The sequence below is a fragment of the Geothrix rubra genome, assembly GCF_030268065.1.
GTDB classification, from domain to species: Bacteria; Acidobacteriota; Holophagae; order Holophagales; family Holophagaceae; genus Geothrix; species Geothrix rubra.
The window spans coordinates 370,177-394,789 of the sequence record NZ_BSDD01000002.1 but is presented as its reverse complement, the minus strand read 5'-3'; the positions used below and the strand labels follow the sequence as shown (position 1 = coordinate 394,789).

The window sequence follows — 24,613 nt, the reverse complement described above, 5'->3', positions numbered from 1 at the left end:
AGGGTGCCTCCCTTCGCGGTCTTCGTGGCGACGCTTTTCGATTGACCTACTTCGTCCAGCGCTCGATCCAGCCCAGCACGGTCTCGTGCCAGAGCTTGGAGTTGGCGGGCTTGAGGACGAAGTGGCCCTCGCTGGGGAAGTAGAGCAGCTCGCTGGGGATGCCGCGCAGCTGGTGGGCCTGGAAGTTCTGGAGGCCCTCCTCGATGGGCACGCGGAAGTCCTGCTCCCCCTGGACGACGAGCATGGGCTTCTTGAAGTGGGCCGCGGCCAGGTGGGGGCTGGCGCTCTCGTAGAGCTTCCGGTTCTCCCAGGGCCAGCCCTTGTTCTCCCACCGGGGGAACCACAGCTCCTCGGTGGTGGTGGTCATGGAGTCGAGGTTGTAGACGCCGTCGTGGCTCACGAAGCAGGCGAAGCGGTCCGCGTAGTGGCCGGCGATCCAGTTGATGGCGTAGCCGCCGTAGCTGGCGCCCGCGGCGGCGACGCGCTTGGGATCCACGTTGGGGTACCGCTTGAGGGCGGCGTCGAGGCCCTTCAGGAGGTCGCCCATGACCGCGCCGTTCCAGTCGCCGCTGATCTCGTTGCAGAAGGCCTGGCCGCGGCCCGTGGAGCCCCGGGGGTTCACCATCACGGTGACGAAGCCGTGTCCGGCATTGGCCCACACCTCGGGGTTCCAGCGGTAGCTCCACATGTCATCCCACTGGCCCTGGGGGCCGCCGTGGATGAGGAAGGCCATGGGATAGGTCTTCCTGGGGTCGAAGCCCACGGGCTTCACCACCAGGGCCTGGACCCGGGGCGCCTTCCCGCCCTTGCCCGCGGCGCCGGTGAACCAGAAGCTCTCCGCCCGGTTCAGGCCGAGGTCCTTCGCGAGGGCCTCGTTGTGGCGGCTCACGCGGGTCCTGGCACCGGTGCCGAGATCCACGGTGTAGATGTCCGGGGGCGTGGCGGTGTCGCTGAGGGCGGCCAGGACATGGGTGCCATCCAGGGGCTGGAAGGCCGAGAAGGCCAGGCCATGGGTGAGCTGGGCCACCTTGCCCGTGGCCCAGTCCCAGCGGAAGAGCTCAAGCTGGGCCTCGTGGTCGGCGCTGAAGAGGACGCCGTTGGCCACCAGGTGGTACTCGCCCGCGCTGAGATCCACGTCCTTCGTGGTCTTCGCGACCTTGTGGGCGGCCCGGTCGTAGGCCCACAGCTCGAACTTGTCGGACTCGTGGCCGGGCACGCGCTGGGCGCGCCAGACCAGGTACTTCCCGTCGGCGGTGTAGCGGGGCGTCGTGTCCTGGGCCTTGTTGAAGCTGGAGAGGTCCACGGGCTTCCCGCCGTCGAGGGCGACCTCGAAGATGTCGCCGTTGGTGCTCACGGCCGTGTCCTGCGCCGGGTTGGCGGCGAAGGCCAGGTGGCGGGAATCCGGGGCCCAGTCGAAGTCGTCGCCGGAGGCGAAGTCGAAGGGGGTGGGCACGTCATAGGCCAGGCCCGCGGTCACGTCACGCGGCGCGGCCGACCCGTCGCTGGGCACCACGAAGAGGTGGGTGCGCTGCATGGGATCCTTCCACTCGGTCCAGTGGCGGAACATCAGGTTCGTGATGACGCGGCCGTCCGCCTTCCGGTCCTCCCGGGCCTTCAGGTAGGCGGCATTCTCCGCGGGGTCGCCGCTGGGCACGGTGGTGGAGAGGAAGGCGATCCACTTGCCGTCGGGGCTCCAGCGGGCCGTGGAGGCGCCCCCGGCCAGGGTCGTGAGCTGGCGGGACTTCCGGGTTTCGAGCTCCAGGATCCACAGCTGGCCGCCCTGCTGGTAGCACAGGCTTGCGCCGTCGGGGCTGAAGCGGGGGCGGGACTGGCTGCCGGGGCCGAGGTCGAGGGCCTTCGGCTCGCCGCCGGGCGTCTCCAGCCACAGGTGGGTGGTCACGGTGTTGGCCGCCAGGTCCACGGTGCCCACCTGCCAGGCGAGGGCCCCGCGGCCGGAGCGCTGGGGGTCGGCCACGCGGGCGACCTTGAACATGTCGTCGATCTGCATGGGCCGGGCGGCCAGCAGGGCCATGGAGGCCGTGAGGAGGAGGGCGGTGCGCATGGGTGCCTCGAAGTGGAATCGGGTCAAACAGGGGCGGCCGGGCGGGCCTCCCCCGCTCATGTCAGTACTCGGCCAGCAGGTAGCGCGCGATGACGGTGCGCTGGATCTCGCTGGTGCCTTCGCCGATGGTGCAGAGCTTCACGTCCCGGTAGTACTTCTCCACCGGGTAGTCCTTGATGTAGCCGTAGCCGCCGAGGATCTGCACGGCCTCGTCGGCCACGCGGCAGGCCACTTCGGAGCTGTAGAGCTTGGCCATGCTGGCCGCCTTGGCGTAGGGCTTGCCCTGGTCCTTCAGGCCCGCGGCGCGGTAGACCAGCAGGCGGGCCGCCTCGATCTGGGTGCCCATGTCCGCCAGCTTGAACTGGATGCCCTGGTGGCCGGACAGGGGCTGGCCGAAGGTGTGGCGGATCTTGCTGTAGCGGAGGGCCTCCTCGAAGGCGCCCTGGGCCATGCCCAGGCCGAGGGAGGCGATGCTGATGCGCCCGCCGTCGAGGGTCTTCATGGCCTGCTTGAAGCCCACGCCGTCCTCGCCCAGCAGGTTGGCCTCGGGCACCTTCACGTCCTCGAAGATCAGCTCGGAGGTGTCGCTGGCGCGCAGCCCCAGCTTGTTCTCCTGCTTGCCGGGCCGGAATCCGTTCATGCCCTTCTCGAGGATGAAGGCGCTGATGCCGTCGGCGCTGCTGCGGCCGTCCCGGGCCGGCCGGGTCCGCGCCATGACCACGGCGATGTCGCCCACGGTGCCATGGGTGATGAACGTCTTGGTCCCGTTCAGGACGTAGTGCGACCCCTCCTTCTTCGCGGTGGTCCGCAGGGAACCGGCGTCGCTCCCGGCGCCGGGCTCCGTGAGGCCCCAGGCGCCGATGGCCTGGCCGCTGGCCAGGGGCTTCAGGTAATTCTGCTTCTGGGCCTCGCTGCCCATGGCGAAGATGTGGTTGCAGCACAGGCTGTTGTGGGCGGCCACGGTGATGCCCACGGAGCCGTCCACCCGGGAGAGCTCCTCCACCACCACGGCGTACTCGGCGTAGCCCATGCCCGCGCCGCCGTACTCCTCGGGGAAGATGATGCCCATCATGCCCATGGCGCCCAGCTGCTTCACCACGTCCATGGGGAAGGTCTTGGCCTCGTCCCAGGCCATGACGTGGGGCCGGATCTCCTTCTCCGCGAACTTGCGAACTTCCTGACGCAGGGCTTCGACATGCTCGGGGAGCGTGACATCCATGGGTACCTCGACGGGTTCAGCGGAAGGTTTCGACATTCATGGCGGCCTGCGCCCGGGGGGCCGGTGCCTGCAGTTTCTTCTGGAGGAGGTCCTCGGCCTGGGGCATCACCTCGAGGGCCTTCTGGACGACCGGGTCGGTCTCGCACAGGATCTTGAACCCCGCCTCGGTGCCGAAGCCCACGTTCTGCATCTCGATGGAGAGCTGCTCCTTCACGGCCGCCCTGTTGGCCTCCCAGTCCTTGTCCGTGTAGGGCAGCTTCTGCTCGAGGAGCCAGGTCTTGAAGCGGTCCAGCACCACGTCGTCCGCGTGCTCGCCGGGACGGATGCCGAAGCGGTCCTTCTCCTGCACCGCGTAGCGGAAGAAGGCGGAGTAGCGGTTGCGCAGGATCAGCACGTACTCCGTGAGGCGGGGAGGCGCCAGGACGATGTCGGGGGTGATGCCACCGCCCCCGTACACCACGCGGCCGAGGTCGGTCTTGTAGGCGGGGCCCTGGGGCTTGGTGTCCTTGTCGTCATCCGGGTTGTAGTAGTCATCCAGGCCGTGGGAGTAGTCCCGCTGGATGCAGCGGCCGGAGGGCGTGTAGTAGCGGGCCGTGGTGAGCGCCAGGCCGCGGGACCGGTTGATGGGCAGCACGCTCTGCACGAGCCCCTTGCCCCAGCTGGTCTGCCCCACCACCAGGCCCCGGTCGTGGTCCTGGATGGCACCGGTGACGATCTCGCTGGCGCTGGCGGAGCCCCGGTTGATCAGCACCACGAGGGGGAAGGGGTCGAAGGACGCGCCCCGGGTGGTCCGGGTCTGGCTCTCCTCGCGGCCGTCGCGGCCCTTCTGGGTCACGATGAGCTGATCGGGGCCGAGGAGCTGGCGGCAGATGCCGATGGCCGAATCCAGCACGCCCCCGCCGTTGTACCGGAGGTCGAGCACCAGCTGCTTCATCCCCTGCTTCTTGAGCATGGCCACGGCCCGCTCGAACTCGTCGGAGGTGGTCTCGCCGAAGTCCTTGATGTTGATGAGGCCCGTGGTGGGGGTGAGCATGAAGGCGAAGTCCACGCTGTTGGTGGGGACCTCGGCCCGGGGGATGGAGAAGCGGAGCAGGTTGGGGACCCCGGAGCGCTGGACCGCGAGCTCCACGATGGTGCCCTTCTCGCCCCGGAGCTTCTGGAGCGCCTGGTTGGAGCTCATGCCCTCGGTGCTGGTGCCGTCGATCTCCTTGATGATGTCGCCGGCGCGAACGCCCAGGCGCTCCGCGGGACCGCCCTTCATGGGGCTGATGATCGCGATGCCCTGCTCGTGCTGCTGGATGACGGCGCCGATGCCGAAGAAGGAGCCCTTCTGGTCCTCCCGCAGGCGCCGGAACTCGCTCTCGTCCATGTAGTTGGAGTGGGGATCCAGGGTGTGCAGCATGCCCTGGATGGTGGCGTGGGTGAGCTGCTTGGCGGTGGGCGCCTCCGGGCTCTCCTTCTCCACCACGCCCATGACCTCGGTGAGGGTGTCCAGGCTCTTCTGCTTGGCGCCCTCGGCGCCGTTGCGGGCCAGTAGGGGCCCGGTGAGGGCCACCGTGGCCGCCACCATCAGCCACATCCAGTTCCGTTTGACGAAGCGGGCCATGCGGCTCCCCCGGGGCGAACGCCTCCCCCCAGCATACGACCGGACCGGAGTGGCGGCGACGCCTGGGAAATTGCCGAGGGCCCTAGAACCCCTGGAGGATCCGCTGGGCCACCTGGGCCATCCGCTCCTTCCGGGCGCGGGTGGCGTGGATGATGCTCTCGAAGGCCCGGTAGGCGGTCTCGAGGTCGTCGTTGACCACGAGGTAGTCATACGCGTGGTACAGCTCCAGCTCGTGCCGGGCATGCTTCAACCGGATGGCCACCTGCTCGTCCGAGTCCTTGCCCCGGCCGCGCAGCCGCTGCTCCAGGGCCGCGGCGGAGGGGGGGAGAATGAAGATCATCTGGGCGTCGGGGATGGCCCGGCGGAGGTTGAGGGCGCCCGTGGTCTCGATGTCCAGCAGGATGTCCACCCCGCTGGCGAGTTGGCCCTCCAACCAGGCCCGGCCCGTGCCGTAGCGGTGGCCGTAGACCTCCACCCACTCCACGAAGCCGCCCTCGCGGACCATGGCGTCGAAGCGGGCCTCGTCCACGAAGAAGTAGTCGCGGCCGTCCACCTCCCCGGGCCGGGGCTTCCGGGTGGTGAAGGAGATGGAGAAGCGGAGGTCGGCCACCGAGGCCACCAGGCGCTGCACGAGGGTGGACTTGCCCGCCCCGGACGGCGCGGAGACGACGAAGACGTTGCCGGGATGGTCGAGCAAGGGGATCCTCCAGCCTCCACTCTAGCGGAACGGGCGTCCGCCTCCCCCGGGGCCGGCCCGTTGCGGGGGCCCCGTTCCTGCCGTATCGTGTCCCGTCCAACTCCCCTGTTCCGACTTCCATCTGGCGCCCACCGTCCCCGCAGGAGGGTCCATGGCCAAGAACCTCGTCTTCTGCGCCGACGGGACCTGGAATGGTCCCGGCGAGGCCGGCGAGGGCCTCCGTACCGGCAGCCCCACCAACGTCTTCAAGCTCTTCGCCAACCTGGAGGGCCTCGACTCCCCGGCGTCCCTGCGCCTCGCCGACGAGCAGGAGCGCCGGGCCGCGGATGCCGCGGACAGGCCCGTCCAGCTGGCGAAGTACCTCCACGGCGTGGGGGACTCGGAGAATCCGCTGGTGAAGTTCCTCGGGGGGGCGTTCGGGGCGGGGCTCATCGCCCGGGTGGTCCGCGGGTACACCTTCCTCTCCCGGAACTACGAAGCCGGGGATGCGATCTACCTGGTGGGATTCAGCCGCGGGGCCTACACGGCCCGGGCCCTCGCCGGGCTGGTGGCGAAGCAGGGCCTGATGGACGCCTCCAGGCTCGACCTCGCGGACAAGGAGGCCGCCTACCGCTGGGGGTCGGCCGTGTGGTACCGGCACCAGCAGTCGCTGCACGACACCTTCATGGGCCGGCTGCAATCCTTCGTGGCCGACCTGCCGGGCTTCCTCAGCCGGCCGCCGGGCACGGACCAGCTGATCCGGGTCCCCCTCCGGGCGGTGGCCGTGTGGGACACGGTGGGCGCCATGGGCATCCCGGCCTTCGCCGCGGACCACGAGCGCCTGGACCTCTTCCGGTTCGCGGACACGAAGCTGAGCCCCAGGGTGGCCTGCGGCCTGCACGCCGTGTCCGTGGACGAGATCCGGCAGGACTTCGATCCGACCCTGTGGGATCCCGATCCCCGGATCGTCCAGGCCCTCTTCCCCGGAGCCCACGCCGACGTGGGCGGAGGCTATCCCGCCGGGTCCGAGAGCGGCCTGTCGGATGGGGCTCTGGCCTGGATGCAGGACCGGCTGGCCGAACAGGGCCTCCGTTTCGCCGCCCTCCCGGCCTGGCCCCCCGCCCCCTCGGCCACGGGCATCGCCCATCGTCCCTGGGCCCACTTCCCCTGGACCCACCTGCCCACCGGCGCGCGGGCCCTCCCGGCCGGGCTGCGGCTCCATCGCTCCGTCCTGGATCGGATGGCGGGCGGCCCGGTGGCGCCGGATCCGGGCGTGGCCCCCGAGGTCTACGCGCCCGGCAATCTCGGGGCCTACGTGGCCCAGGGGGAGGCGAAGGAGGGTGTGGTCATGGCCTGACGGCCGGGACCGGCCAGCCCGCCCGCACGTCCACCCGGTTGTCGTAGAAGGTGCTGCCCCCGCCGCGGTCCGTGAGCCGCTGGGAGGTGAGGGCGTTCACGGTGCGGTCGCCCGGGGCGAAGCGCCGCCACCACACGCCCTCGGCCACGGCGAGACCGCGCGGCACCTTGGCGGTCGTCCGCAGGGTGAAGGCCACCTCGCCGAGGCCGTTGAAGGCCGTCACCGGGGCCCCGTCCGCCAGCCCGCGGGCCCCGGCCTCGGCGGGGTTCAGGAGGAGGGTCATGGCCCCCATGCGCCGCCGCAGGTCCTCCCGCTCGTGGAAGGTGGAGTTGAGCCCCTGGACCGCCGGGGCCGTGACGAGCTGGAGGGGGTGCGGGTCGTCCGCGCTGTGGGCCGGCAGGTGGCGGGGCAGGGGTTCGGGATCGCGGGGATTGAGGACTTCCACCTTCCCGCTGGGGGTGAGGAACCGCAATCCGGGGGCCGTTCCGGGATCCAGCTCCACGGCGAGGCCCTGGTCCAGCCGGGCGGTGTCCACGCCCTCCCGCCACGGGTGGGGCGCCGCCAGCAGGGCGTCGATGAGCTCGTCCGCGGACTGCGAGAACACCTCCTCGGTGAATCCCATCAACCGGGCCAGGCCCTGGAACACCTCGAGGTTCGAGCGGCTCTGGCCCACGGGCACCACCACGGGCCGGGCCCGCTGGATGCAGTAGGAGCCGAAGGCGCGGTAGAGGTCGGCGTGCTCAAGGGACGAGGTGGCGGGAAGCACCAGGTCGGCGAACAGGGCGGTGTCCGTCAGGAACCGCTCGTGGACCACGGTGAACAGGTCCTCTCGCGCCAGGCCGCGCAGCACCGCGTTCTGGTCCGGCGTCACGACGGCGGGGTTGGCATGGTAGACGTAGAGCGAGGCCACCGGCGGATCCTGCAGCTCGTTGAGGGCCCGGCCCAGCTGGTTCATGTTGATCGTGCGGACGGGCCCGGGCAGCAGGTCCTCCCGCTCCAGGAGATGCATGGGAAAGGCGCCGCCGGTGTTGGTGGAGGCGAAGGCCCCCCCGCCGGGCTTGGCGTAGGCCCCCACGAAGGCCGGCAGGCAGGCGAGGGTGCGGAGGGCCATGGCCCCGTTGCCGTAGCGGGAAAGGCCGTTGCCAGGACGGAGGTGGGGGTCCCGGGCCCGTCCGTAGGCCTCCGCCAGCTCGCGGAGGGTGGCCGCGGGCACGCCCGTGATCGCCTCGACACGCTCCGGCGGGTAGTCCGGCAGGATGCGCTCGCGCAGCTCCGCCGCGCCCTGGACGTGGGCGGCGAGGAAGGCCTCGTCGCAGAGGTCCAGGCGGTCCAGCAGGTGGAGGATCCCCAGGGCCAGGGCCCCGTCCGTGCCCGGGCGCACATGCACCACGCGGTCGCAGAGGGGCGCGGTGGCGTGGTCGTAGGTGTCGATGAGCCACACCTGGGCGCCGTTCCGCTTGGCCTCCCGCACGGCGTGGAGGCTGTGGACGGTCGTAGCGGCGGCGTTGATGCCCCAGAGCAGGATGAGGTCGCTGGCGGCGCAGGCGTCCGGGTGCGGTGCCGGCGTGGCGCCCATCACCAGGGCCCAGCCGGCCGATTTGGCGGGCGAGCAGATGGTGCGGTCCAGCTTCGAGGCCCCCAGGCGGTGGAAGAAGGCATGGCCCGCGTTGCGCTGGACGAGGCCCATGGTGCCTGCGTACGAGTAGGGCAGGATGGCCTCGGCGCCGTGGGTGGCCACGATCCCCCGCCAGCGCGCCGCGATGCGGTCGAGGGCCTCGTCCCAGCCGATGGGCGCGAAGGCGCCGTCGCCCTTCCGCCCGGTGCGGAGCAGGGGCGTCGTCAGCCGCTCCGGGTGGTGCACCGTGTCCTGGTAGCGGTTCATCTTGGGACAGAGGCTTCCCCGGGTGAACGGGTGCTCGGGATCCCCCGTCACCTCCACGGCCCGCCCATCCTCCACGCGCACCACCAGGCCGCAGGCGTCCGGACAGTCGTAGGGGCAGACGGATCGGTGGAGGCTGGAAGGCATAGGCACCCCAGTGGAAGGTTCCATCATCGCCGCGGTCGGGGCCACGGGGCAGGGGCTAATCGTCGGTCCTCAGCCGGTACCCGACCCCCGGCTCGGTCTGCAGGTGGCGGGGGCGGGAGGGATCCTCCTCCAGCTTGTGGCGGAGCTGGGTCATGTAGACCCGGAGGTAGAGGGGCTGGGCCCCGGGGACGCCGCCCCACACCTCGCGCAGGAGCTGCTGGTGGGTGACCACCTTCCCGGCATGGCGGATGAGGGTGGTGAAGAGCTTGTATTCGAGGGGCGTGAGGTGGACTTCCGCTCCGTCCACGAGGACCTGGCGCCGGGACAGGTCCACCCGCCAGCGGCCCAGGCTGAAGACGGGCGCCTCGCCGCCCTGGGGGTTCCGCTCGTGGCGGAGGGCCACCCGGATGCGGGCCAGCAGCTCGCCGGTGCTGAAGGGCTTGGTGAGGTAGTCGTCGGCGCCCGCGTCCAGGGCGCCGATCTTGTCGGTCTCCTGGCCCCGGGCGGAGAGCACGATGATGGGCGTGGCGCACCATTCCCGGAGGCGCCGCGTCAGCTCCAGGCCGTCCATGTCCGGGAGGCCGAGGTCCAGCAGGATGATCTGGGGGCGGTGGCTGGCGGCCAGGGTGAGACCCTCCTGGGCCGTGGCGGCCTCCAGGAACCGGTGTCCGCTGCCCTCCAGCGCCACCCGCAGGAACCGGCGCATCTGGGGCTCGTCCTCCACGAGCAGGATCAGGGGCGGGGGCTGATCGCTCATGGGACGGCCTCCGGGGGCAGGACGGGGGGGGGATCGCCCAGGGGCAGGGTCACGAGGAACTGGGCGCCGCCGTGGGGATGGTTGGTGGCCTGGATCCGCCCTCCGTGGGCCGTCACGATCCCGCGGCAGATGGCGAGCCCCAGGCCCGCGCCGGGGCGGCCCTCCGCCCCCTTCCCGCGGGCCAGCTTCTCGAAGATCCGCTCCTCCTCGCCCTCGGCAATCCCCGGCCCGTGGTCCGTCACGGAGAGGGTGAGCGATTTCCCGCTCGCCCAGGCCTTGATGTCCACGGGCGATCCGGGGGGAGAGTACTTCAGGGCGTTGTCCAGGAGGTTGAGGAGCACCTGCTCCATCAGCACCCCGTCCAGGGGCGCCACCGGCAGATCCTCCGGGAGGAGGACCCGCACCCGGGGGGCTTCGGCGGCCAGCTCCTGGCGGGTGAGCGCGGAGCCGATGATCTCCTCGAGGGGGATCCAGTCCTTCCGCAGCTCCAGGGATCCGGCCTCCAGACGGGTGATGTCGAGGAGGTTGCAGACGAGACGGTGGAGGCGCTGGGATTCCTCCTGGGCGGACTGGAGCAGCTCCCGCCGGCCTGCCTCGGAAAGTCCCGGGGTGTCGAGGGCCATGCTCACCGCGCCGGTGATGACGCCCAGGGGCGTGCGCAGGTCATGGGAGACGGAGCTGAGGAGGGCGTTGCGGAGCCGTTCCTCGTCGGCGCGGCGGCGGTCGGCGGCCCCCTGTTCGGCCAGGAGGGCGCGCTCCAGGGCGAGGGCCGTCTGGTTGGCGAAGGCGTCCAGCAGCTGCCGCTGGTCCGGTTCCTCCCACTGGGGGGCGCTGTCGGGCAGCACGCCCATGACGCCGATCACCCCCGCCGCGCCCTTGAGGGGGAGGTAGGCGGCGCGGGCGCCGGGCAGGGTCACCGTCCCCAGGCCCGCCGGTTCCCCGTGGTCGAAGACCCACTGGGCCACACCGCGCTCCTGGTCGTTGAGGGGGAAGGCCAGCTGATGGTCGGGCGCCTGCAGCCGGCCGGCGGCGTCGGGGAGGAGCACCACCGCGTGGCTCTGGAACTGGGTGGCGACGTTCTGGATGGCGGATCCCACCATGGCCGTGGACCCCCCGCCCTGGGCGAGGGCCTGGCCCAGCTGGTAGAGGGCGCGGGTCCGCTGCTCGCGGCTCCGGGCCAGCCGGGCCTGGGCGCGGATGCGCTCCGTGAGGTTGCCGATGACCACGCCCACCAGGAGCATCACGCCGAAGGTGCCGATGTGACGGAAGTCCCCCACGGCGAAGGTGAGGTAGGGCGGGACGAAGAGGAAGTCGAAGGCCGCGACGCTGAGGAGGGAGGCCAGCAGCGAGGGCCCGCGTCCGAACCGCGTGGCCACCAGCACGATGCCCAGGAGGTACACCATGACGATGTCCGCCAGTTCCGTGCGGTGGAAGATCAGGCCCGCGGCGCCGCTCGCCAGCCCCACCACCAGGGCGCTCAGGAGGTAGTTCCGCAGGGGGCTCGTGAGCCGGCGGGCGAGGCTGGGCGGGACGGACGCCTGCCCGGCCTCGCCGGTGATGACATAGACGTCGATGTCCCCGCTGGCGCGGACCAGATCGTCCACCGGCGAGCCCAGGAGCAGGTCCATCCAGCGGGGGCGGGAGGGCTTCCCGAGGACGATCTTGGTGATGTTCCGGCTCCGGGCATAGGCGAGGATGTCCTCCGCGGCGGCGCCCCCGCCCTCGATGACCGCCGTCTCGCCGCCGAGCTTCTCGGCCAGCCGGAGGTGCTCCTCCAGCCGGGCCCGGTCCGCCTCGGAATACCGGAAGTGGCGCGGGGTCTCCACGTAGAGGGCGGTCCAGCGGGCCCCCAGGGCACCGGCCAGCCGCCGGGTCCCGCGGATGAGCCGGCCCGACAGCTCGTCGGGCCCGATGCACACCAGCAGGCGGTCCCCGGCGGCCCAGGTCTTCCGGATGCCCTCGGACGCCATGTAGCGCCGCATCTGGGCGTCCACGCTCTCCGCGGTATGCCGCAGGGCCAGCTCGCGCAGCGCCAGCAGGTTGCCCTTGCGGAAGAACCGGTCCTTGGCGTGCCGGGCCTGGTCCGGGAGGTAGACCTTCCCTTCCTTGAGGCGCACCAGCAGGTCGTCCGGCGGGAGGTCCACCAGCTCCACCTCGTCGGCCCGCTCCAGGATCGTGTCCGGCACATTCTCCCGGACCACCACGCCGGTGATCTGGGCCACCACGTCCCGCAGGCTCTCCATGTGCTGGACGTTGAGGGTCGTGTGGACGTCGATGCCGGCGTCCAGCAGCTCCATCACGTCCTGCCACCGCTTGTCGTGGCGGGAACCCTTCACGTTGGTGTGGGCCAGCTCGTCCATGAGGATGAGCGCGGGGTGCCGTCTCAAGGCGGCATCCAGGTCGAACTCCGGCAGGAACAGGCCGCTGTAGGGCAGCTCCCGGCGGGGCAGCACCTCGAGGCCCTCGAGCAGGGCCGCCGTCTCCTCCCGGCCATGGGTCTCCACCACCCCGACCACCACGTCCAGCCCCTCGCGGCGGCGCTCCTGGGCCTCGGCCAGCATGGCGTAGGTCTTCCCCACGCCGGGTGCCGCCCCGAAGAAGATCTTGAGCTTGGCGCGCCGGGTCCGGGCCTCCTCCTCCTGCACCTGCCGGAGCAGCTCGTCGGGATCGGGCCGGTGGGGATCCATGGAGGTACGTTAGCGCAGCGTGTCCAGGTCGCGGTTCAGGGCCAGCACGTTCACCCGGGGTTCGCCTAGGAGGCCGAACTGGGGGCCCACGGTGTGCCGGGCCACGAGGGCCCGGACCCGGGCCTCGTCCAGTCCCCGCGCCCGGGCCACCCGGCGGACCTGGAAGGCCGCCGCCGCCGGGCTGATGTCGGGATCCAGGCCGCTGGCGGAGGCGGTGACGAGGTCCACGGGCACGGGTCCGGTGGCCTCGGGATCCGCGGCTCGGAGGGCCGCGACGCGCGCCTCGACGGCCCTCCGGAGCTCCGGACTGCTGGGGGCCAGGTTGGAGGCGCCGCTGGCGGCGCCATTGTACGGCCCGGGCGCCGTCGCCGAGGGTCGGCCCCAGAAGTAGTCCGGAGCCGTGAAGGCCTGGCCGATGAGGGCCGACCCGATCACCCGCCCGTCCTGCCGGAGGAGGCTGCCTCCGGCCTGGCTGGGGAAGAGGATCCTGGCCAGGCCGGTGAGCGCAAGCGGGTAGGCCAGTCCGGTGAGGACCGAGCAGGCGGCGAGGCAGACGAGCGCAGGGCGGAGCTGGAGGTTCATGGCAGCCTCAGGCGACGGCGTGGAGGGTGACGAGGAGCCAGTCGATGGCCTTGATGCCCACGAAGGGCACCACCAGCCCTCCCGCGCCGTAGACGAGCAGGTTCCGCTGGAGGATCCGGGCGGCGCCCAGGGGTCGGTACTTCACGCCCCGCAGGGCCAGCGGGATCAGGAAGACGATGATGAGGGCGTTGAAGATCACCGCCGAGAGGATGGCGCTCTCCGGGCTGTGGAGCCGCATGACGTTGAGGGCGCCCAGGGCCGGATAGGTGGCCACGAAGGCGGCGGGGAGGATGGCGAAGTACTTGGCCACGTCGTTGGCGATGCTGAAGGTGGTGAGCGAGCCGCGGGTCATCAGCATCTGCTTGCCGATCTCCACGATCTCGATGAGCTTCGTGGGGTTGGAGTCCAGGTCCACCATGTTCCCGGCCTCCTTGGCGGCCTGGGTGCCGCTGTTCATGGCCACGGCCACGTCGGCCTGGGCCAGGGCCGGGGCGTCGTTGGTGCCGTCGCCGGTCATGGCCACCAGCCGCCCGCCCGCCTGGTACTCGCGGATGAGCTTCAGCTTCGCCTCGGGGGTGGCCTGGGCCAGGAAGTCGTCCACGCCCGCCTCGGCGGCGATGGCCGCGGCCGTCAGCGGGTTGTCGCCGGTGATCATGATGGTCTTGATCCCCATGCCGCGCAGGTCCGCGAACCGCTCCTTGATGCCACCCTTGACGATGTCCTTGAGGTGGATCACCCCCAGGGCCCGGCTGCCGGCCCCGGTCTTCTCGGCCACCACGAGGGGCGTGCCGCCGCCGGTGGCGACCTGCTCGACGGTCCGCCGGACATCCTCGGGGAAGCGCGCGTCCTGGGCCCGGAGGAAGGCCTCGACTGCGTCGGCGGCCCCTTTCCGGATCTCGCGGGAGCCCGTGGTCACGCCGCTCATGCGCGTCTGGGCGGAGAAGGGCACGAAATGGGCATCCAGGGCGTGGACGTCGCGTTCCCGCAGGCCGTGGCGCTCCTTGGCCAGGACGACGATGCTCCGCCCCTCCGGCGTCTCGTCGGCCAGGGAGGAGAGCTGGGCCGCGTCGGCCAGCTCCTGGACATCCACCCCCGCGGCCGGCAGGAAGGCCACGGCCTGGCGGTTGCCCAGGGTGATGGTGCCCGTCTTGTCCAGCAGCAGCACGTCCACATCGCCCGCGGCTTCCACGGCCCGGCCCGAGGTGGCGATGACGTTGGCCTGGATCATCCGGTCCATGCCCGCGATGCCGATGGCGCTCAGCAGGCCGCCGATGGTGGTGGGGATGAGGCACACCAGGAGGGAGACCAGCACCGTGAGCCCCAGGGGATGGCCCTGCCCGGCGGCCTTTGCGCTGAAGATGGAGAAGGGCAGCAGGGTGGCCGTGGCCAGCAGGAAGATGATCGTGAGGCCCGCGAGCAGGATGTCCAGGGCGATCTCGTTGGGCGTCTTCTGGCGCTTCGCGCCCTCCACCATGGCGATCATGCGGTCCAGGAAGCTCTCCCCCGGGTTGGCGGAGATGCGGATCACCAGCCAATCGGAGAGCACCAGCGTCCCCCCCGTCACCGCGGAGCGGTCGCCGCCGCTCTCGCGGATCACGGGCGCGCTCTCCCCCGTGATGGCGCTCTCGTTCACGGAGGCCACCCCCTCCACCACCTCGCCATCGCCGGGGATGGTCTCGCCGGCCTCCACCCGCACCAGGTCGCCGATCCGCAGTTCCGAGGCGCCCACCTGCTCGGCGGGGCCGGTGTGGTCGGCTTCCCGCAGCCGGCGGGCCAGGACGTCCCGCTTGGCGCGGCGCAGGGCATCGGCCTGGGCCTTCCCGCGACCCTCGGCCATGGCCTCGGCGAAGTTCGCGAACAGGAGGGTGAACCAGAGCCACAGGGAGATGGCCAGGATGAAGCCCGGGCGGCCCTCGCCGTGGCCCCCGAGCGCCTGGATCCAGAGGCCCGTGGTGAAGGCGCTGCAGATCCACACGGTGAACATGACGGGATTCCGGAGCTGGTGGCGCGGGCTGAGCTTGCGCAGGGCGTCGAGGGCCGCCCGGCGCACGATGGCGGGCTCGAACAACGGACGGGGCCCGAGGTCATGCCGGGAGCTGGAAGCCATGGTCGTCTCCTCGATTCAGCGCAGCGCCAGCTGCTCGGCGACGGGGCCGAGGGCCAGGGCGGGGATGAAGGTCAGGGCGCCTACGAGGAGCACCACCCCGACGAGCACCGCCACGAACAGCGGGGTGTGGGTCGGCAGCGTGCCGGGGCCTTCCGGGGTGTGCTTCTTCCGCACCAGGGAGCCCGCCAGGGCCAGCACGGGCCAGATGACGCCGAAGCGCCCCAGCACCATGGCCGCGGCCAGGCCCAGGTCGTAGAAGCGGGTGTCGGCCGCGAGGCCTCCGAAGGCGCTGCCGTTGTTGTTCGCGGCGCTGCTCCAGGCGTAGAGGATCTGGGTGAACCCGTGGGGTCCCGGGCTGCCCGCCGCGGCGGCGGCCGCGGGCACCAGCACCGACACCGCCGTGCCCAGGAGCACCGCCGCGCAGGGGAGGAGGATGGCCAGGGAGGCCATCTTCATGTCGAAGGCCTCCACCTTCTTGCCCAGGTACTCCGGGGTGCGCCCCACCATCAGGCCCCCGATGAAGACGGCCACCAGCACGAACAGGAGCATGCCGTAGAGCCCGGACCCGACGCCCCCGAAGACCACCTCGCCCAGCTGCATGAGCCACAGCGGGACGAGGCCGCCCAGGGGCGTGAAGGAGTCGAGCGCGGCGTTCGTGGAGCCGCTGGAGGCGGCGGTGGTGGCCGTGGCCCACAGGGCCGAGGGGCCGGGCCCGAACCGCAGCTCCTTGCCCTCCATGTTCCCGCCCGGCTGCTCCCGCCCTGGCTCCCGGCTGGCCGCCGCATTTACACCGAGGCGGGACAGGACGGGGTTGCCCGCCAGCTCGGCCTGGGTGCAGACCGCCAGGGCGCCCACGAAGACCACGGTCATGGCCGCCAGCAGGGCCCAGCCCTGGCGGCGGTCCTTCACCATCCGCCCGAAGGAGAGGCACAGGGCGGCGGGGATGAGCAGGATGGCAAGGGTCTGGAGGAAGTTGGAGAGGGGGGTCCCGTTCTCGAAGGGGTGGGCCGCGTTGGCCCCGAAGAACCCGCCTCCGTTCGTCCCCAGCATCTTGATGGCCACCTGGGAGGCCGCCGGGCCCAGGGCCAGCACCTGCCCGGTGGCGGTGTGCGCGTAGGGCGCGAGGGTCTGGACGACGCCCTGGGACACGAGGACCAGGGCGAAGACGGCGGAGAGCGGGAGCAGGATGTACAGCACGCTCCGCACCACGTCCACCCAGGCGTTGCCCAGCCCCGTGGCGCTGCGGCGCACGATGCCGCGCACGAGGGCCGCCAGCACGGCGATCCCCGTGGCCGCCGAGAGGAAGTTCTGCACGGTGAGGCCCAGCATCTGGCTCAGGTAGCTTAGGGTGCTCTCCCCGCTGTAGGCCTGCCAGTTGGTGTTGGTGGCGAAACTCACGGCCGTGTTCAGGGAGAGCCCCGAGGGGACGTTGCCGAGGTGCTCGGGATTCCAGGGCAGCCAGGCCTGGGTCCGCAGCAGGAGGAACACCGCGCCTCCTCCCAGGAGCTTGAGGAGGGTGATGGACCAGGCGTAGGCCTTCCAGCCCATGTCTTCGTCTTCCCGCACGCCCATCAGCCGGTACAGCGCCCGCTCCACGGGCTGAAGGAGGGGGTGGAGGACGGTGCGCCCGCCCTCCAGCACCCTGGCCATGAAGGCCCCGAGGGGAGGGGCCAGGGCCAGCAGCAGGGCCAGGAAGAGGAGGTTCTGCGTCCAGGCGTGGCTCATGCCGCACGTCCTGTCTTCATGGCTTCCCGTCGCGGGGAGGTGGTTCTCGGCTGATCTTGGCTCATTGGAAGCGCTCCGGCGCGAGCAGGGCGAAGGCCAGGTAGGCCAGGAGGCCCAGGGCCAGGATCAAGGCCACGGTGAGGGCGGGCGTCATGGTCACCTCGCCAGGAAGGGGAGCTGGACGAGCAGCCAGATGAGGGTCGGGAACCAGGTGAGGGCCAGGATGAACCCCGCCTCCAGCCGATGGCGCCGACCGCCGGCGTGGACCAGGTGGCGGGCCACGGTGGCTCCGCCGATCCCCGTCAGCAGGCCCACGGGTGGGAACCAGGGCATCTGGATTCGCATGTCGCCTCCGGCGCCGGGACGGGCCCGGACCCCCCCAGCCTCGGCCCGCCGGGATTAGCACGGGGTTAAGAGGGCCCGCCCCGGCGTTAGGAAACCGTTAAGGCCCGGCCTTTTAACGCCGCCTTAATGCCCCAGCGGGGACACTGCCCCCGGGCGCCTCGGCCCCGGGAGGAGTGCGTATGCGACCGCTAGCCTTGTTCGTCCTGGTGGCGGGACTCCCCGCCTGGGCAGGGGGAGATGCCCCGGCCTCCCCTGCCGCGCCGGCGGAACCCTTCGCCTTCGCCGATTTCACCTGGTTGAACGGGAACAGCCGGCAGAAGGATGCCCTGCTGGATTCGAAGTACTTCACGGGGGAGTTCCGGGCGGACATGAACCTGGTCTACGACTTCAACCATCCCCAGGACCACACCCTCGTGGGATCGAGCGAGCTGGGCCGCACGACCGAGGTGCAGGTCCAGCAGCTGGGCCTGGGCGGGGACTTCCACTGGGAGAACGTGCGGGGCCGGATCATGACCCAGTTCGGGATGTATTCCACGATGACGCCCCGCAACGATGCGAGTCCGTCGAAGGGCCAGTGGCAGACCGACAACGCCTACCGCTACATCTCGGAAGCCTACGGCGGCTACCACTGGGACGCGCTGCACGGCGTCAACCTCGACGCCGGCATCTTCATGTCCTACATCGGCCTCTTCAGCTACTACAACTTCGACAACTGGGCCTACCAGCCCTCGTACGTCTCCTCGAACACGCCCTGGTTCTTCAACGGCCTGCGCCTCCAGGTGTTCCCCAGCGACCGGCTGAAGCTGGAGTTGTGGCTCATCAATGGCTGGCAGTCCTACAACATGCTCAACAACACGCCGGGCATCGGGGCCTCGTTGAACTGGCGCCCCACCGGGAGCGTGAACCTCATCTCGAACAACTACTTCATCGGGGCGGACACGCTGGGGAACCAGAAGCGCACCCGGCGCCACACGGACAACAGCCTCCAGTGGAAGTACTGGGAGCGGCCGGATCGCCTCGTTACGCGCATGGCGGCGACGTTCACCTTCGACCTGGGCGACGAGCAGGGCGGCGGGGTCAGCCGCTCGGGCACCGCCACGGCGCCCAAGCAGTACTTCGCCGGCTGGATGCTCTACAACCGCTTCTGGTTCGGGGAACGCCACGCGGTCACGGTCGGCGGGGGCGCCATCACGAATCCCGGGCGCTACCTGGTGCTGATGCCCCCCATCAATGGCGCCACGGCTGCCTCGGGCACGCCCTACTTCACCCAGAATCCGGGTGATCCGTACCATGCCTGGGACGGGTCGGTGACCTACGACTACATGCCGAATCCGTTCCTCACCCTGCGCGCCGAGTTCAACCGGCGCGGCGCGAGCGTTCCCTACTTCGCAGGGCCGGGCGGCGTGACGCCCCCGGGCGGGAACCAGGGCGCGCCCGGTTCCGCCGTCCCCGGCTGGGCCCCCGATCTGAAGAAGACGGAGAGTCGGATGACCCTGGCCATGCTGGTGAAGTTCTAGGGCTTGGGAGGAGCCGGGATCCTGGCCATGCCCACCAGCCGGTAGAGGCGGGGCAGGTGGCCCAGGGTCCTGGGCTCGCGGGCCAGCCCCTTCCAGGGCCTGGCCTTCGCGTCCCTGGCGAGGACCACGGCGATCGTCTTCTTCACTTCGACCACCAGGATCTGGCGCTGCGCGAACCGGGGGTCCTTCAGGGCCCAGACCTGACCCGGCTGGACGACGCGCGCATCGGCGGGGAGGCCATTCCAGGTGGCGAGATCCCGGGCCTCCTGGGCCTCGGCCCGATCCAAGGCCCGCGCCTTCCGGGAGGCGAGCCTGGCCCGCCTGGCTTCAAGCGCCTGCAGGGCGTCCTCCCGCTCCTTCTGCTGGGCGATCCGGTGCTGCTCCCGGAAAGGTGCTTCGGCCCACGCCTGGGCGGAACCGGGCGTCCGGAAAGGGCCCTTGATGCCCTCGTCGCCCTGCCGGGAGGCCCACCAGCCCTTCTGGCCCTTCCAGTAGGCGGCCTTCCGGCCCCACTGGAACAGATCGGATCCGGCCTGGACCCATTGCGCGACAAAGGGCACCCTCGCCACCGCTCCCTCCTCCTGCCAGGTCGGCTTGGTCGAACTGGGGGAAGCATACCAGTGGCGTTTCCCGGCCTGGATCACGGTCCGGGGAGCGGAGGCCCCGCGGCTGACCGTCCGGCGGAGCCCAGCCATGGAAATGTGTCGTGAACGAAAAGGTGTCCGGTTCAGGAAGCATATCCTGTCCGAAGAGGCCCGATTTCAGCCCCATTTCAGAGGTGAAATCGATCCGAATGCCTCGGCACTGGAACCATAAGTTGTCCGCTCATTCAATGTCGGAAGCATAAGCTGTCCGGCCATGCAGAGTGATTATAAAACTAATGATAACAGCCAATAAACAGCTCATCCGACTCTCTCTGTCTCGGGTGCCAAAGGCGCTGGCCTCCTGGATCTCCGCCCCAATCACATCGAGGGGCCAGAAAGCCTGCAGCCAGGACCATGAGCTGGGAAACCCACTGCGCGATGGTGTGGGCAGAGCATAGGCGGAGGGTAGGCCGTGAGGGCGCTGTTCGCGCGTTCATTAGCATGCATCTGAGGCTGGGGAATGCCTGATGGATCTCGGCACGTCGCCCGTATCGATCGGGCTGCCTTCGGAACTGCCTCCTAGAACGAGGCCGTCAGGCTTGCCCCGAATCCCATGTCGGCTGTGTTCTCGTTGTGGGTGATGTTGTTGAGATAGCGGAAGGTGAAGACCAGGTTCTTCTTGATCTGCCAGTGGAATCCCAGATCGTGCTGAAGGCTCGACCGGTCGAGCTTCTGATAGGGCTGCTTCGGAAGGAAGCCGCTCTCCAGGTAGAGCTGGAGGAAGGGGCGGACCTTGCGCCATCGACGGTACTCCCAGGTACCGTGGGCTCCACAGGCATCGCGGAAGCTCCCGAAGGCCATGGCGTTGTAGGCGGCAGAGCCACTAGGCCGTCGGATGAATCCGAATCCCCCTTAGAAGACGTGATGCAGGTTCGGCTGCCACCTGCCTGTGAGCCCAAGGGAATGGTCCCAACCGGAGCGGAAGATGCCATAGGTTGTGGTGATGGGGGGCTTGAGCGCCAAGTATGCGGACAGGGTCCAGGTTGGCCCCCCTGTGACTCGATGGAGGAGCCCAACCGTTGGGTCTTGCGTTTTCCCTCGGATGCTTTGGTCGCTGTAGAAATCCAGATGGCCGTAGGTCATCACCATCAGAGTGACCTGGTCTTTCTTCACCAGGTCCCGGCCGAACTGCTCAAACCCAAGCTTGTGGAAGTCCTCGATGACACCGTCCAGAAAGCCGCCGCTCTGGCTCTGGTACGGGAGTTCCATCCAGAGGTCTGTCTGGTCCGTCAGGCCATAGCGCACGCGAAGTGAAGTCCGGGCGATCTCCTCGTCGAAGAAAAACATCAGTGGGATTGCGGCGTATTCCGAAGCGTGCGCGAGCACGAATTCCCGCGTGATCGCAAGCCGCCCCTGGGCATCGCGCGGCGCCTGGTCCTTCAGGTTGTCCGAGAACTCGAAGGTATTGGCCTGCATATGATCCAGTGCCACCCGCCAGCGCCCCCGGCCGAGGGGGGTGGGATCCACCGGCTGGTAGACCATCGGCAGAAGGTAGAGCGGGAACATCTCTCTCGTCGGGATGGGGCCCATTTCCATCGGTTCCTGCCCGAACAGGGGGAGCAGGCTTCCCAGCAGCAAGGCCATGCTGGGGCCACAGGTCCTCTTCCATCCACCCGACGGTCCCTTCCGCAGCCCCGTGGGGGCCGCGGGTATGGATGGCCCTAGGCTGCGCATGTGACCCGGTTCCGCCCGCCCCTTTTCGATTCATAAAGGGCCCTGTCAGCCCTCTCAATCAGCATCTCCAGCGTGTCAGTGCCAGCACCGGCAGCGGCGATCCCGATGCTGGCCGTCACTCGCAGGATGGAATCCGCCCCCTGAGGGCCTTGCAGGGCAGACTTCTCCAGGTTCGACCTGATCCGCTCGGCGGCCACCATCGCGGCCGCTTGTTCCGTATCGGGAAGACAGGCGATGAATTCCTCCCCCCCGAACCTGGCCAGGACATCCGAAGCGCGAAGTTCATGACGGAGCACGTCGGAGGTAAGGCGAATCACCTGGTCCCCGGTCGCGTGCCCGAAAGTGTCGTTGATCCGCTTGAAATGGTCGAGATCGACCATGAGGATGCAGAGAGGACGCCCGCTTCGAGCGGCGATTCTGAGATGTTCGGAGGCCGACAGCACGAAATAACGGCGATTGTTGAGGCCAGTCAACGGGTCCTGGATGGCCATGTCCTCAAGCTGCTTCCGCTGCCGATGGGTCTCGTGGAGGTTCCGGGTCAGGAGCAGTTCCAGGAGGAACATCATCAAGGCCATGGGAATGAGGGGAATCAGGATCCGGACCGCGGACAAGCCTGGAAGAAGCCCTGAGACCATCAGTGCGAGTGGAATCAGGAGGAGCATGGCGATGCTGGAGATGGTCACCGGAAGCCCGAAAGGCAGGGCGAGAATCCGCGCATAGGCGATCAGATAGAGGAGCAGCACGATGGATCTGGTGACATCCCCGGGTTGATCGGCCCTCAAGAGCAGATCCATGCACACCACGATCGAGGGGCTCAGGATTGCGATGGCCTGAATCAGCCGGCGGGACAACGCGAGTCCGAGGGCCAGGGGATAGAGGCCCAGAATTCCCATCGAACAAAGCCCAATGCGAAGGGACAAGCCCGCCAGATGGGGGTTGAGAAGAAGGTCCTGAACAAACGTGAGGAGGGGGCCCAGACAGGTGATGATCAGGGACAGAGTGAGGCTGAGCCGCTCGTACTCCTTGAAGCGGAATTCAGAAACCGTGGTGTGGACGGTAGGGAGGGCGCCTGGAGATGGTTGTTCCATAGTCCGCCGGCCTGAACGCAATGAGATTGTCCTGCACAATGGAGCAATGGAGCGGCTTTGTCCACCCCGGGTCGACTTTTTATCCAGGTCCAGGAAGTCCAGGCTAGGGAATGGGAACCTCCAACGGAAGGTCGAGGCAAACGGTGGTCCCTTGACCGTGCCTGCTCTCGATCCAGGTCCTGCCCCCGAGTTGTTCCACGGTCTCTCGTACGATCGAGAGACCCAGACCCGAGCTTGATTCGTTCCCTGTCGGCCTGGCAGATAGGGTCTGGAATGGACCGAAGGCTCTGGCCATGTCGTCCGCCGTCAGGCCGGGGCCTTGATCCTTCACCTGGATCAGGGCATGGGGGAATCCGTGGCGCAGATGTGGAACGAGGCGAACCTGGATTTCCGTCCCGGAAGGGGAGAACTTGATGGCATTGTTGACCAGGTTATCTACGGCCATGCGAAGGCATTCTTCGTTGAGATGACCCCAGCACTCCTTCGACTCGAGATTTGGGTAACGAAGGCGGATGTCCTTGCTCATGGCATAGTCCCAGTTGGACTTGACCACCTCTCGAAGGACGGTGGAAAGGTTGCACCGGGTGCGTAGGACGGGAACCTGACGAAAGCCGGATGCGGCGGATTGCAGGAGGCCGTTGATGCACTTTTGCATCTGCTGGCCTCCTTCGATGATTCGATGAGCCAGGTGCCCATTTCCGCCTTCGGGGCACGGGGATTCCAAGGTGATTTGTTCTGCAAGCAGGAGGATCCCGGTGAGCAGGCTCTTCAGTTCGTGGGCGGACGCAGCCATGGACCGAATCACCGTGTGTGGTCCGCGCTCAACCGCGACCGGAATCCCCTCGCTCACGTCAGTTCGAAAGGTCATGTCAGCATATCCCAGAGGTTGGAGGGCACTGACATTCCGCAGGACGGATCAGACCCTCAAGGGTGGCCATGGACAGCGAGGGATCCCCTGGCCAGGTGTCGGGTAGCCGCCAGGAGGGACGATCCTTCGATCGATTCCCTCCTGGCAGTACCACGATCCCGAGACGAGGCGGTTGGTCAGCCGCCGCCCAAGGGAATCCCCCGTTCAGAACCGGAAGATGAAGCTCGCATTGAGGCCAGGTGCGTTCACCGTAGGATTGCCGGTGTAACCACGAGGCGTGAAATCGGCCATTTCGGGCTTGTAGGGGCTCCAGGTGTAGCGGAGTTCGGCGCCCAGGTTCCTGGTGAACATCCAGCCGCCCTCGACGGCTCCGTAGGCGTCACTGGCGGTGTCCTTGGAGGAGTAGCCGAAGCCGGTGAGCTCGTATTTGGCTCTACCGAAGCCAATGCCGGCGCCAAGGTAGGGGCCCATGTTCACCTTCCCGCTGAGGAAGTAGTTGTAGTCGACGCCGAACTGGTAGGTCTGGACCTTGCGGTCCACCCCGGACTCCGACTTCTTGAAGCGGGTGTAATCCAGCCGGGGCACGAGGGCATGGCCGCCCTGCAGGTCGATGACCATGTGGACGCCGACGCCCGCACCGGGCTTTCCGTCCTGCCAATCCTTGCTGGCCAGGGGACCCGTTGGAATGGCCGCAGAAACCTGCCCGCCGAAGCTGTACTGCTGGGCGGATAGGGAGACGCCGCTGAGTGCAAGCGTCGACAGGCCGAGGGCCAGGTGGTGGATTTTTCGCATGCTTCTCTCCTTGGTGAGTAGCCATCCCGAATCGGGATGGGGGTGGAATCCGATCGCGGGATCGGAAGGGGACGAAACGTTTCAGCTAGGCCGTGGCAGGTTGGGTATGCCGAAGGTGCTGGTCAGCCAGTGATCGCTTTATTCGGGGGAGTGGACGTCTCCAGCTCAGGGCGACTCGAGCTCGAGGTACTCGTCCGGGATTCCCAGCCCATTCAGATTGAATTTGAGGAAGTGGGTCACCAGGCGGGCCAGGTCGTCCTCGTGGCAGGGAGGCTCGTTCAACAGGCGAGCAAGGATGTCCTGGTGGCAGAGGAAGAACAGGAGCTGCGCGTGAATGCTCATCCCCATCCGGACCCTCCCATCGTGATCCAGGTCGGATCGGAGGACGTGAAGGCATCGATGCAGGTAGTCGATGTGGGGCTGAATCGCCTCCAGGAGGCTGCCCATGGACGCTTCCGAGGGGTAGATCATGGACTTGGCGATGAGCACAAGGACAGCTCGTTCAAGCTCGGGATCCTTCTCGGCGGGGAGGCTCGGATTCAGGCGGATACTCATCCGGATGAATTCCCGGATATAGGCCCGAAGGGCCGTGACCGCTTGTCGGATCACCGCGGACTTGCCCGCGAACGGCCCCACGGGCAAGGGCGGCATGGGCATGGTCTTGGCCGTGTGTTTCGCCATCCGGGCCGCGAAGTGGAGGGCCGCGGCATGCAGGCCCGCCTTGCCTCCGAAGTGGAAGGAGATGAGGCTGCTGTTGACTCCCGCCGTTTCGGCGATCTCCCGGATCGAGGCCCCCTCGAACCCCTTCTCGGCGAAGATCCGGATGGCTGCCTTGAGGAGGAGCAGGCGTGAATTCGGGGTCAGCAAGGACAATTCCCGGT

21 protein-coding genes are annotated in these 24,613 nt (G+C 68.9%); 2 read left to right on the top strand and 19 right to left on the bottom strand.

What is annotated here, in order from left to right:
• Nucleotides 1-46: 46 nt before the first annotated feature.
• The 4 genes from QSJ33_RS06525 to gmk form a co-directional block, all read right to left on the bottom strand.
• Nucleotides 47-2,062 (bottom strand): dipeptidyl-peptidase 5, encoded by a 2,016-nt coding sequence (locus QSJ33_RS06525; RefSeq protein ID WP_285723759.1) that lies wholly within the window; start codon nt 2,060-2,062, stop codon nt 47-49.
• Between the two features lie 61 nt (nt 2,063-2,123).
• Nucleotides 2,124-3,281, bottom strand: a complete 1,158-nt coding sequence (locus QSJ33_RS06520) for an acyl-CoA dehydrogenase family protein (RefSeq protein WP_285723758.1) — start codon at nt 3,279-3,281, stop codon at nt 2,124-2,126.
• 16 nt (nt 3,282-3,297) lie between these two features.
• A complete protein-coding gene (locus QSJ33_RS06515) occupies nt 3,298-4,887 on the bottom strand; it encodes a S41 family peptidase (protein ID WP_285723757.1) in 1,590 nt (529 codons plus the stop codon).
• 82 nt (nt 4,888-4,969) lie between these two features.
• On the bottom strand, nt 4,970-5,584 hold the full coding sequence (gmk, locus tag QSJ33_RS06510) for a guanylate kinase (RefSeq protein ID WP_285723756.1): 615 nt from the start codon (nt 5,582-5,584) through the stop codon (nt 4,970-4,972).
• 151 nt (nt 5,585-5,735) lie between these two features.
• Here gmk and QSJ33_RS06505 point away from each other — a divergent pair, with 151 nt between their 5' ends.
• Nucleotides 5,736-6,920 (top strand): DUF2235 domain-containing protein, encoded by a 1,185-nt coding sequence (locus QSJ33_RS06505; protein ID WP_285723755.1) that lies wholly within the window; start codon nt 5,736-5,738, stop codon nt 6,918-6,920.
• On the opposite strand, the gene QSJ33_RS06500 is transcribed toward QSJ33_RS06505, so the two are convergent.
• The 8 genes from QSJ33_RS06500 to QSJ33_RS06465 form a co-directional block, all read right to left on the bottom strand.
• Nucleotides 6,910-8,946, bottom strand: a complete 2,037-nt coding sequence (locus tag QSJ33_RS06500; protein WP_285723754.1) for a molybdopterin oxidoreductase family protein — start codon at nt 8,944-8,946, stop codon at nt 6,910-6,912. The genes QSJ33_RS06505 and QSJ33_RS06500 overlap by 11 nt on opposite strands.
• A gap of 55 nt (nt 8,947-9,001) precedes the next feature.
• The gene (locus tag QSJ33_RS06495) at nt 9,002-9,703 is read right to left on the bottom strand and encodes a response regulator (protein ID WP_285723753.1); all 702 of its coding nucleotides are present in this window, start codon (nt 9,701-9,703) and stop codon (nt 9,002-9,004) included.
• Nucleotides 9,700-12,390, bottom strand: a complete 2,691-nt coding sequence (locus tag QSJ33_RS06490) for a sensor histidine kinase (protein ID WP_285723752.1) — start codon at nt 12,388-12,390, stop codon at nt 9,700-9,702. The genes QSJ33_RS06495 and QSJ33_RS06490 overlap by 4 nt, the downstream gene beginning before the upstream one ends.
• Nucleotides 12,391-12,399: 9 nt before the next feature.
• Entirely contained in the window at nt 12,400-12,972 is a 573-nt protein-coding gene (kdpC, locus tag QSJ33_RS06485; RefSeq protein WP_285723751.1) for a potassium-transporting ATPase subunit KdpC, read from the bottom strand.
• A gap of 7 nt (nt 12,973-12,979) precedes the next feature.
• Nucleotides 12,980-15,079 carry a potassium-transporting ATPase subunit KdpB gene (gene kdpB, locus QSJ33_RS06480; RefSeq protein WP_285723750.1) on the bottom strand — a complete coding sequence of 700 codons (2,100 nt, stop codon included), beginning with the start codon at nt 15,077-15,079 and terminating at the stop codon, nt 12,980-12,982.
• A gap of 15 nt (nt 15,080-15,094) precedes the next feature.
• Nucleotides 15,095-16,804 (bottom strand): potassium-transporting ATPase subunit KdpA, encoded by a 1,710-nt coding sequence (kdpA, locus tag QSJ33_RS06475; protein WP_285723749.1) that lies wholly within the window; start codon nt 16,802-16,804, stop codon nt 15,095-15,097.
• A gap of 61 nt (nt 16,805-16,865) precedes the next feature.
• Nucleotides 16,866-16,958, bottom strand: coding sequence for a potassium-transporting ATPase subunit F (locus QSJ33_RS06470; protein WP_285723748.1), 93 nt, complete (start codon nt 16,956-16,958; stop codon nt 16,866-16,868).
• 2 nt (nt 16,959-16,960) lie between these two features.
• Nucleotides 16,961-17,149, bottom strand: coding sequence for a hypothetical protein (locus tag QSJ33_RS06465; protein WP_285723747.1), 189 nt, complete (start codon nt 17,147-17,149; stop codon nt 16,961-16,963).
• A 179-nt stretch (nt 17,150-17,328) separates the two neighbouring features.
• Between QSJ33_RS06465 and QSJ33_RS06460 the strand changes: the two genes are divergently transcribed.
• On the top strand, nt 17,329-18,666 hold the full coding sequence (locus tag QSJ33_RS06460) for an outer membrane beta-barrel protein (protein WP_285723746.1): 1,338 nt from the start codon (nt 17,329-17,331) through the stop codon (nt 18,664-18,666).
• Here the strand turns inward: QSJ33_RS06460 and QSJ33_RS06455 are convergent.
• The 7 genes from QSJ33_RS06455 to QSJ33_RS06425 form a co-directional block, all read right to left on the bottom strand.
• Nucleotides 18,663-19,226, bottom strand: a complete 564-nt coding sequence (locus tag QSJ33_RS06455; RefSeq protein ID WP_285723745.1) for a hypothetical protein — start codon at nt 19,224-19,226, stop codon at nt 18,663-18,665. The two genes, QSJ33_RS06460 and QSJ33_RS06455, sit on opposite strands and share 4 nt — an antisense overlap.
• A gap of 603 nt (nt 19,227-19,829) precedes the next feature.
• Complete coding sequence (locus QSJ33_RS06450; protein ID WP_285723744.1) at nt 19,830-20,111, bottom strand: hypothetical protein; 282 nt, start codon at nt 20,109-20,111, stop codon at nt 19,830-19,832.
• A gap of 51 nt (nt 20,112-20,162) precedes the next feature.
• The gene (locus QSJ33_RS06445) at nt 20,163-20,894 is read right to left on the bottom strand and encodes a DUF3187 family protein (protein WP_285723743.1); all 732 of its coding nucleotides are present in this window, start codon (nt 20,892-20,894) and stop codon (nt 20,163-20,165) included.
• A 77-nt stretch (nt 20,895-20,971) separates the two neighbouring features.
• Nucleotides 20,972-22,072, bottom strand: coding sequence for a GGDEF domain-containing protein (locus QSJ33_RS06440; RefSeq protein WP_285723742.1), 1,101 nt, complete (start codon nt 22,070-22,072; stop codon nt 20,972-20,974).
• Between the two features lie 103 nt (nt 22,073-22,175).
• Entirely contained in the window at nt 22,176-22,865 is a 690-nt protein-coding gene (locus tag QSJ33_RS06435; protein ID WP_285723741.1) for a sensor histidine kinase, read from the bottom strand.
• A gap of 279 nt (nt 22,866-23,144) precedes the next feature.
• On the bottom strand, nt 23,145-23,732 hold the full coding sequence (locus QSJ33_RS06430) for an outer membrane beta-barrel protein (protein ID WP_285723740.1): 588 nt from the start codon (nt 23,730-23,732) through the stop codon (nt 23,145-23,147).
• Nucleotides 23,733-23,897: 165 nt separating this feature from the next.
• A complete protein-coding gene (locus QSJ33_RS06425) occupies nt 23,898-24,599 on the bottom strand; it encodes a TetR/AcrR family transcriptional regulator (protein ID WP_285723739.1) in 702 nt (233 codons plus the stop codon).
• Nucleotides 24,600-24,613 lie beyond the last annotated feature (14 nt).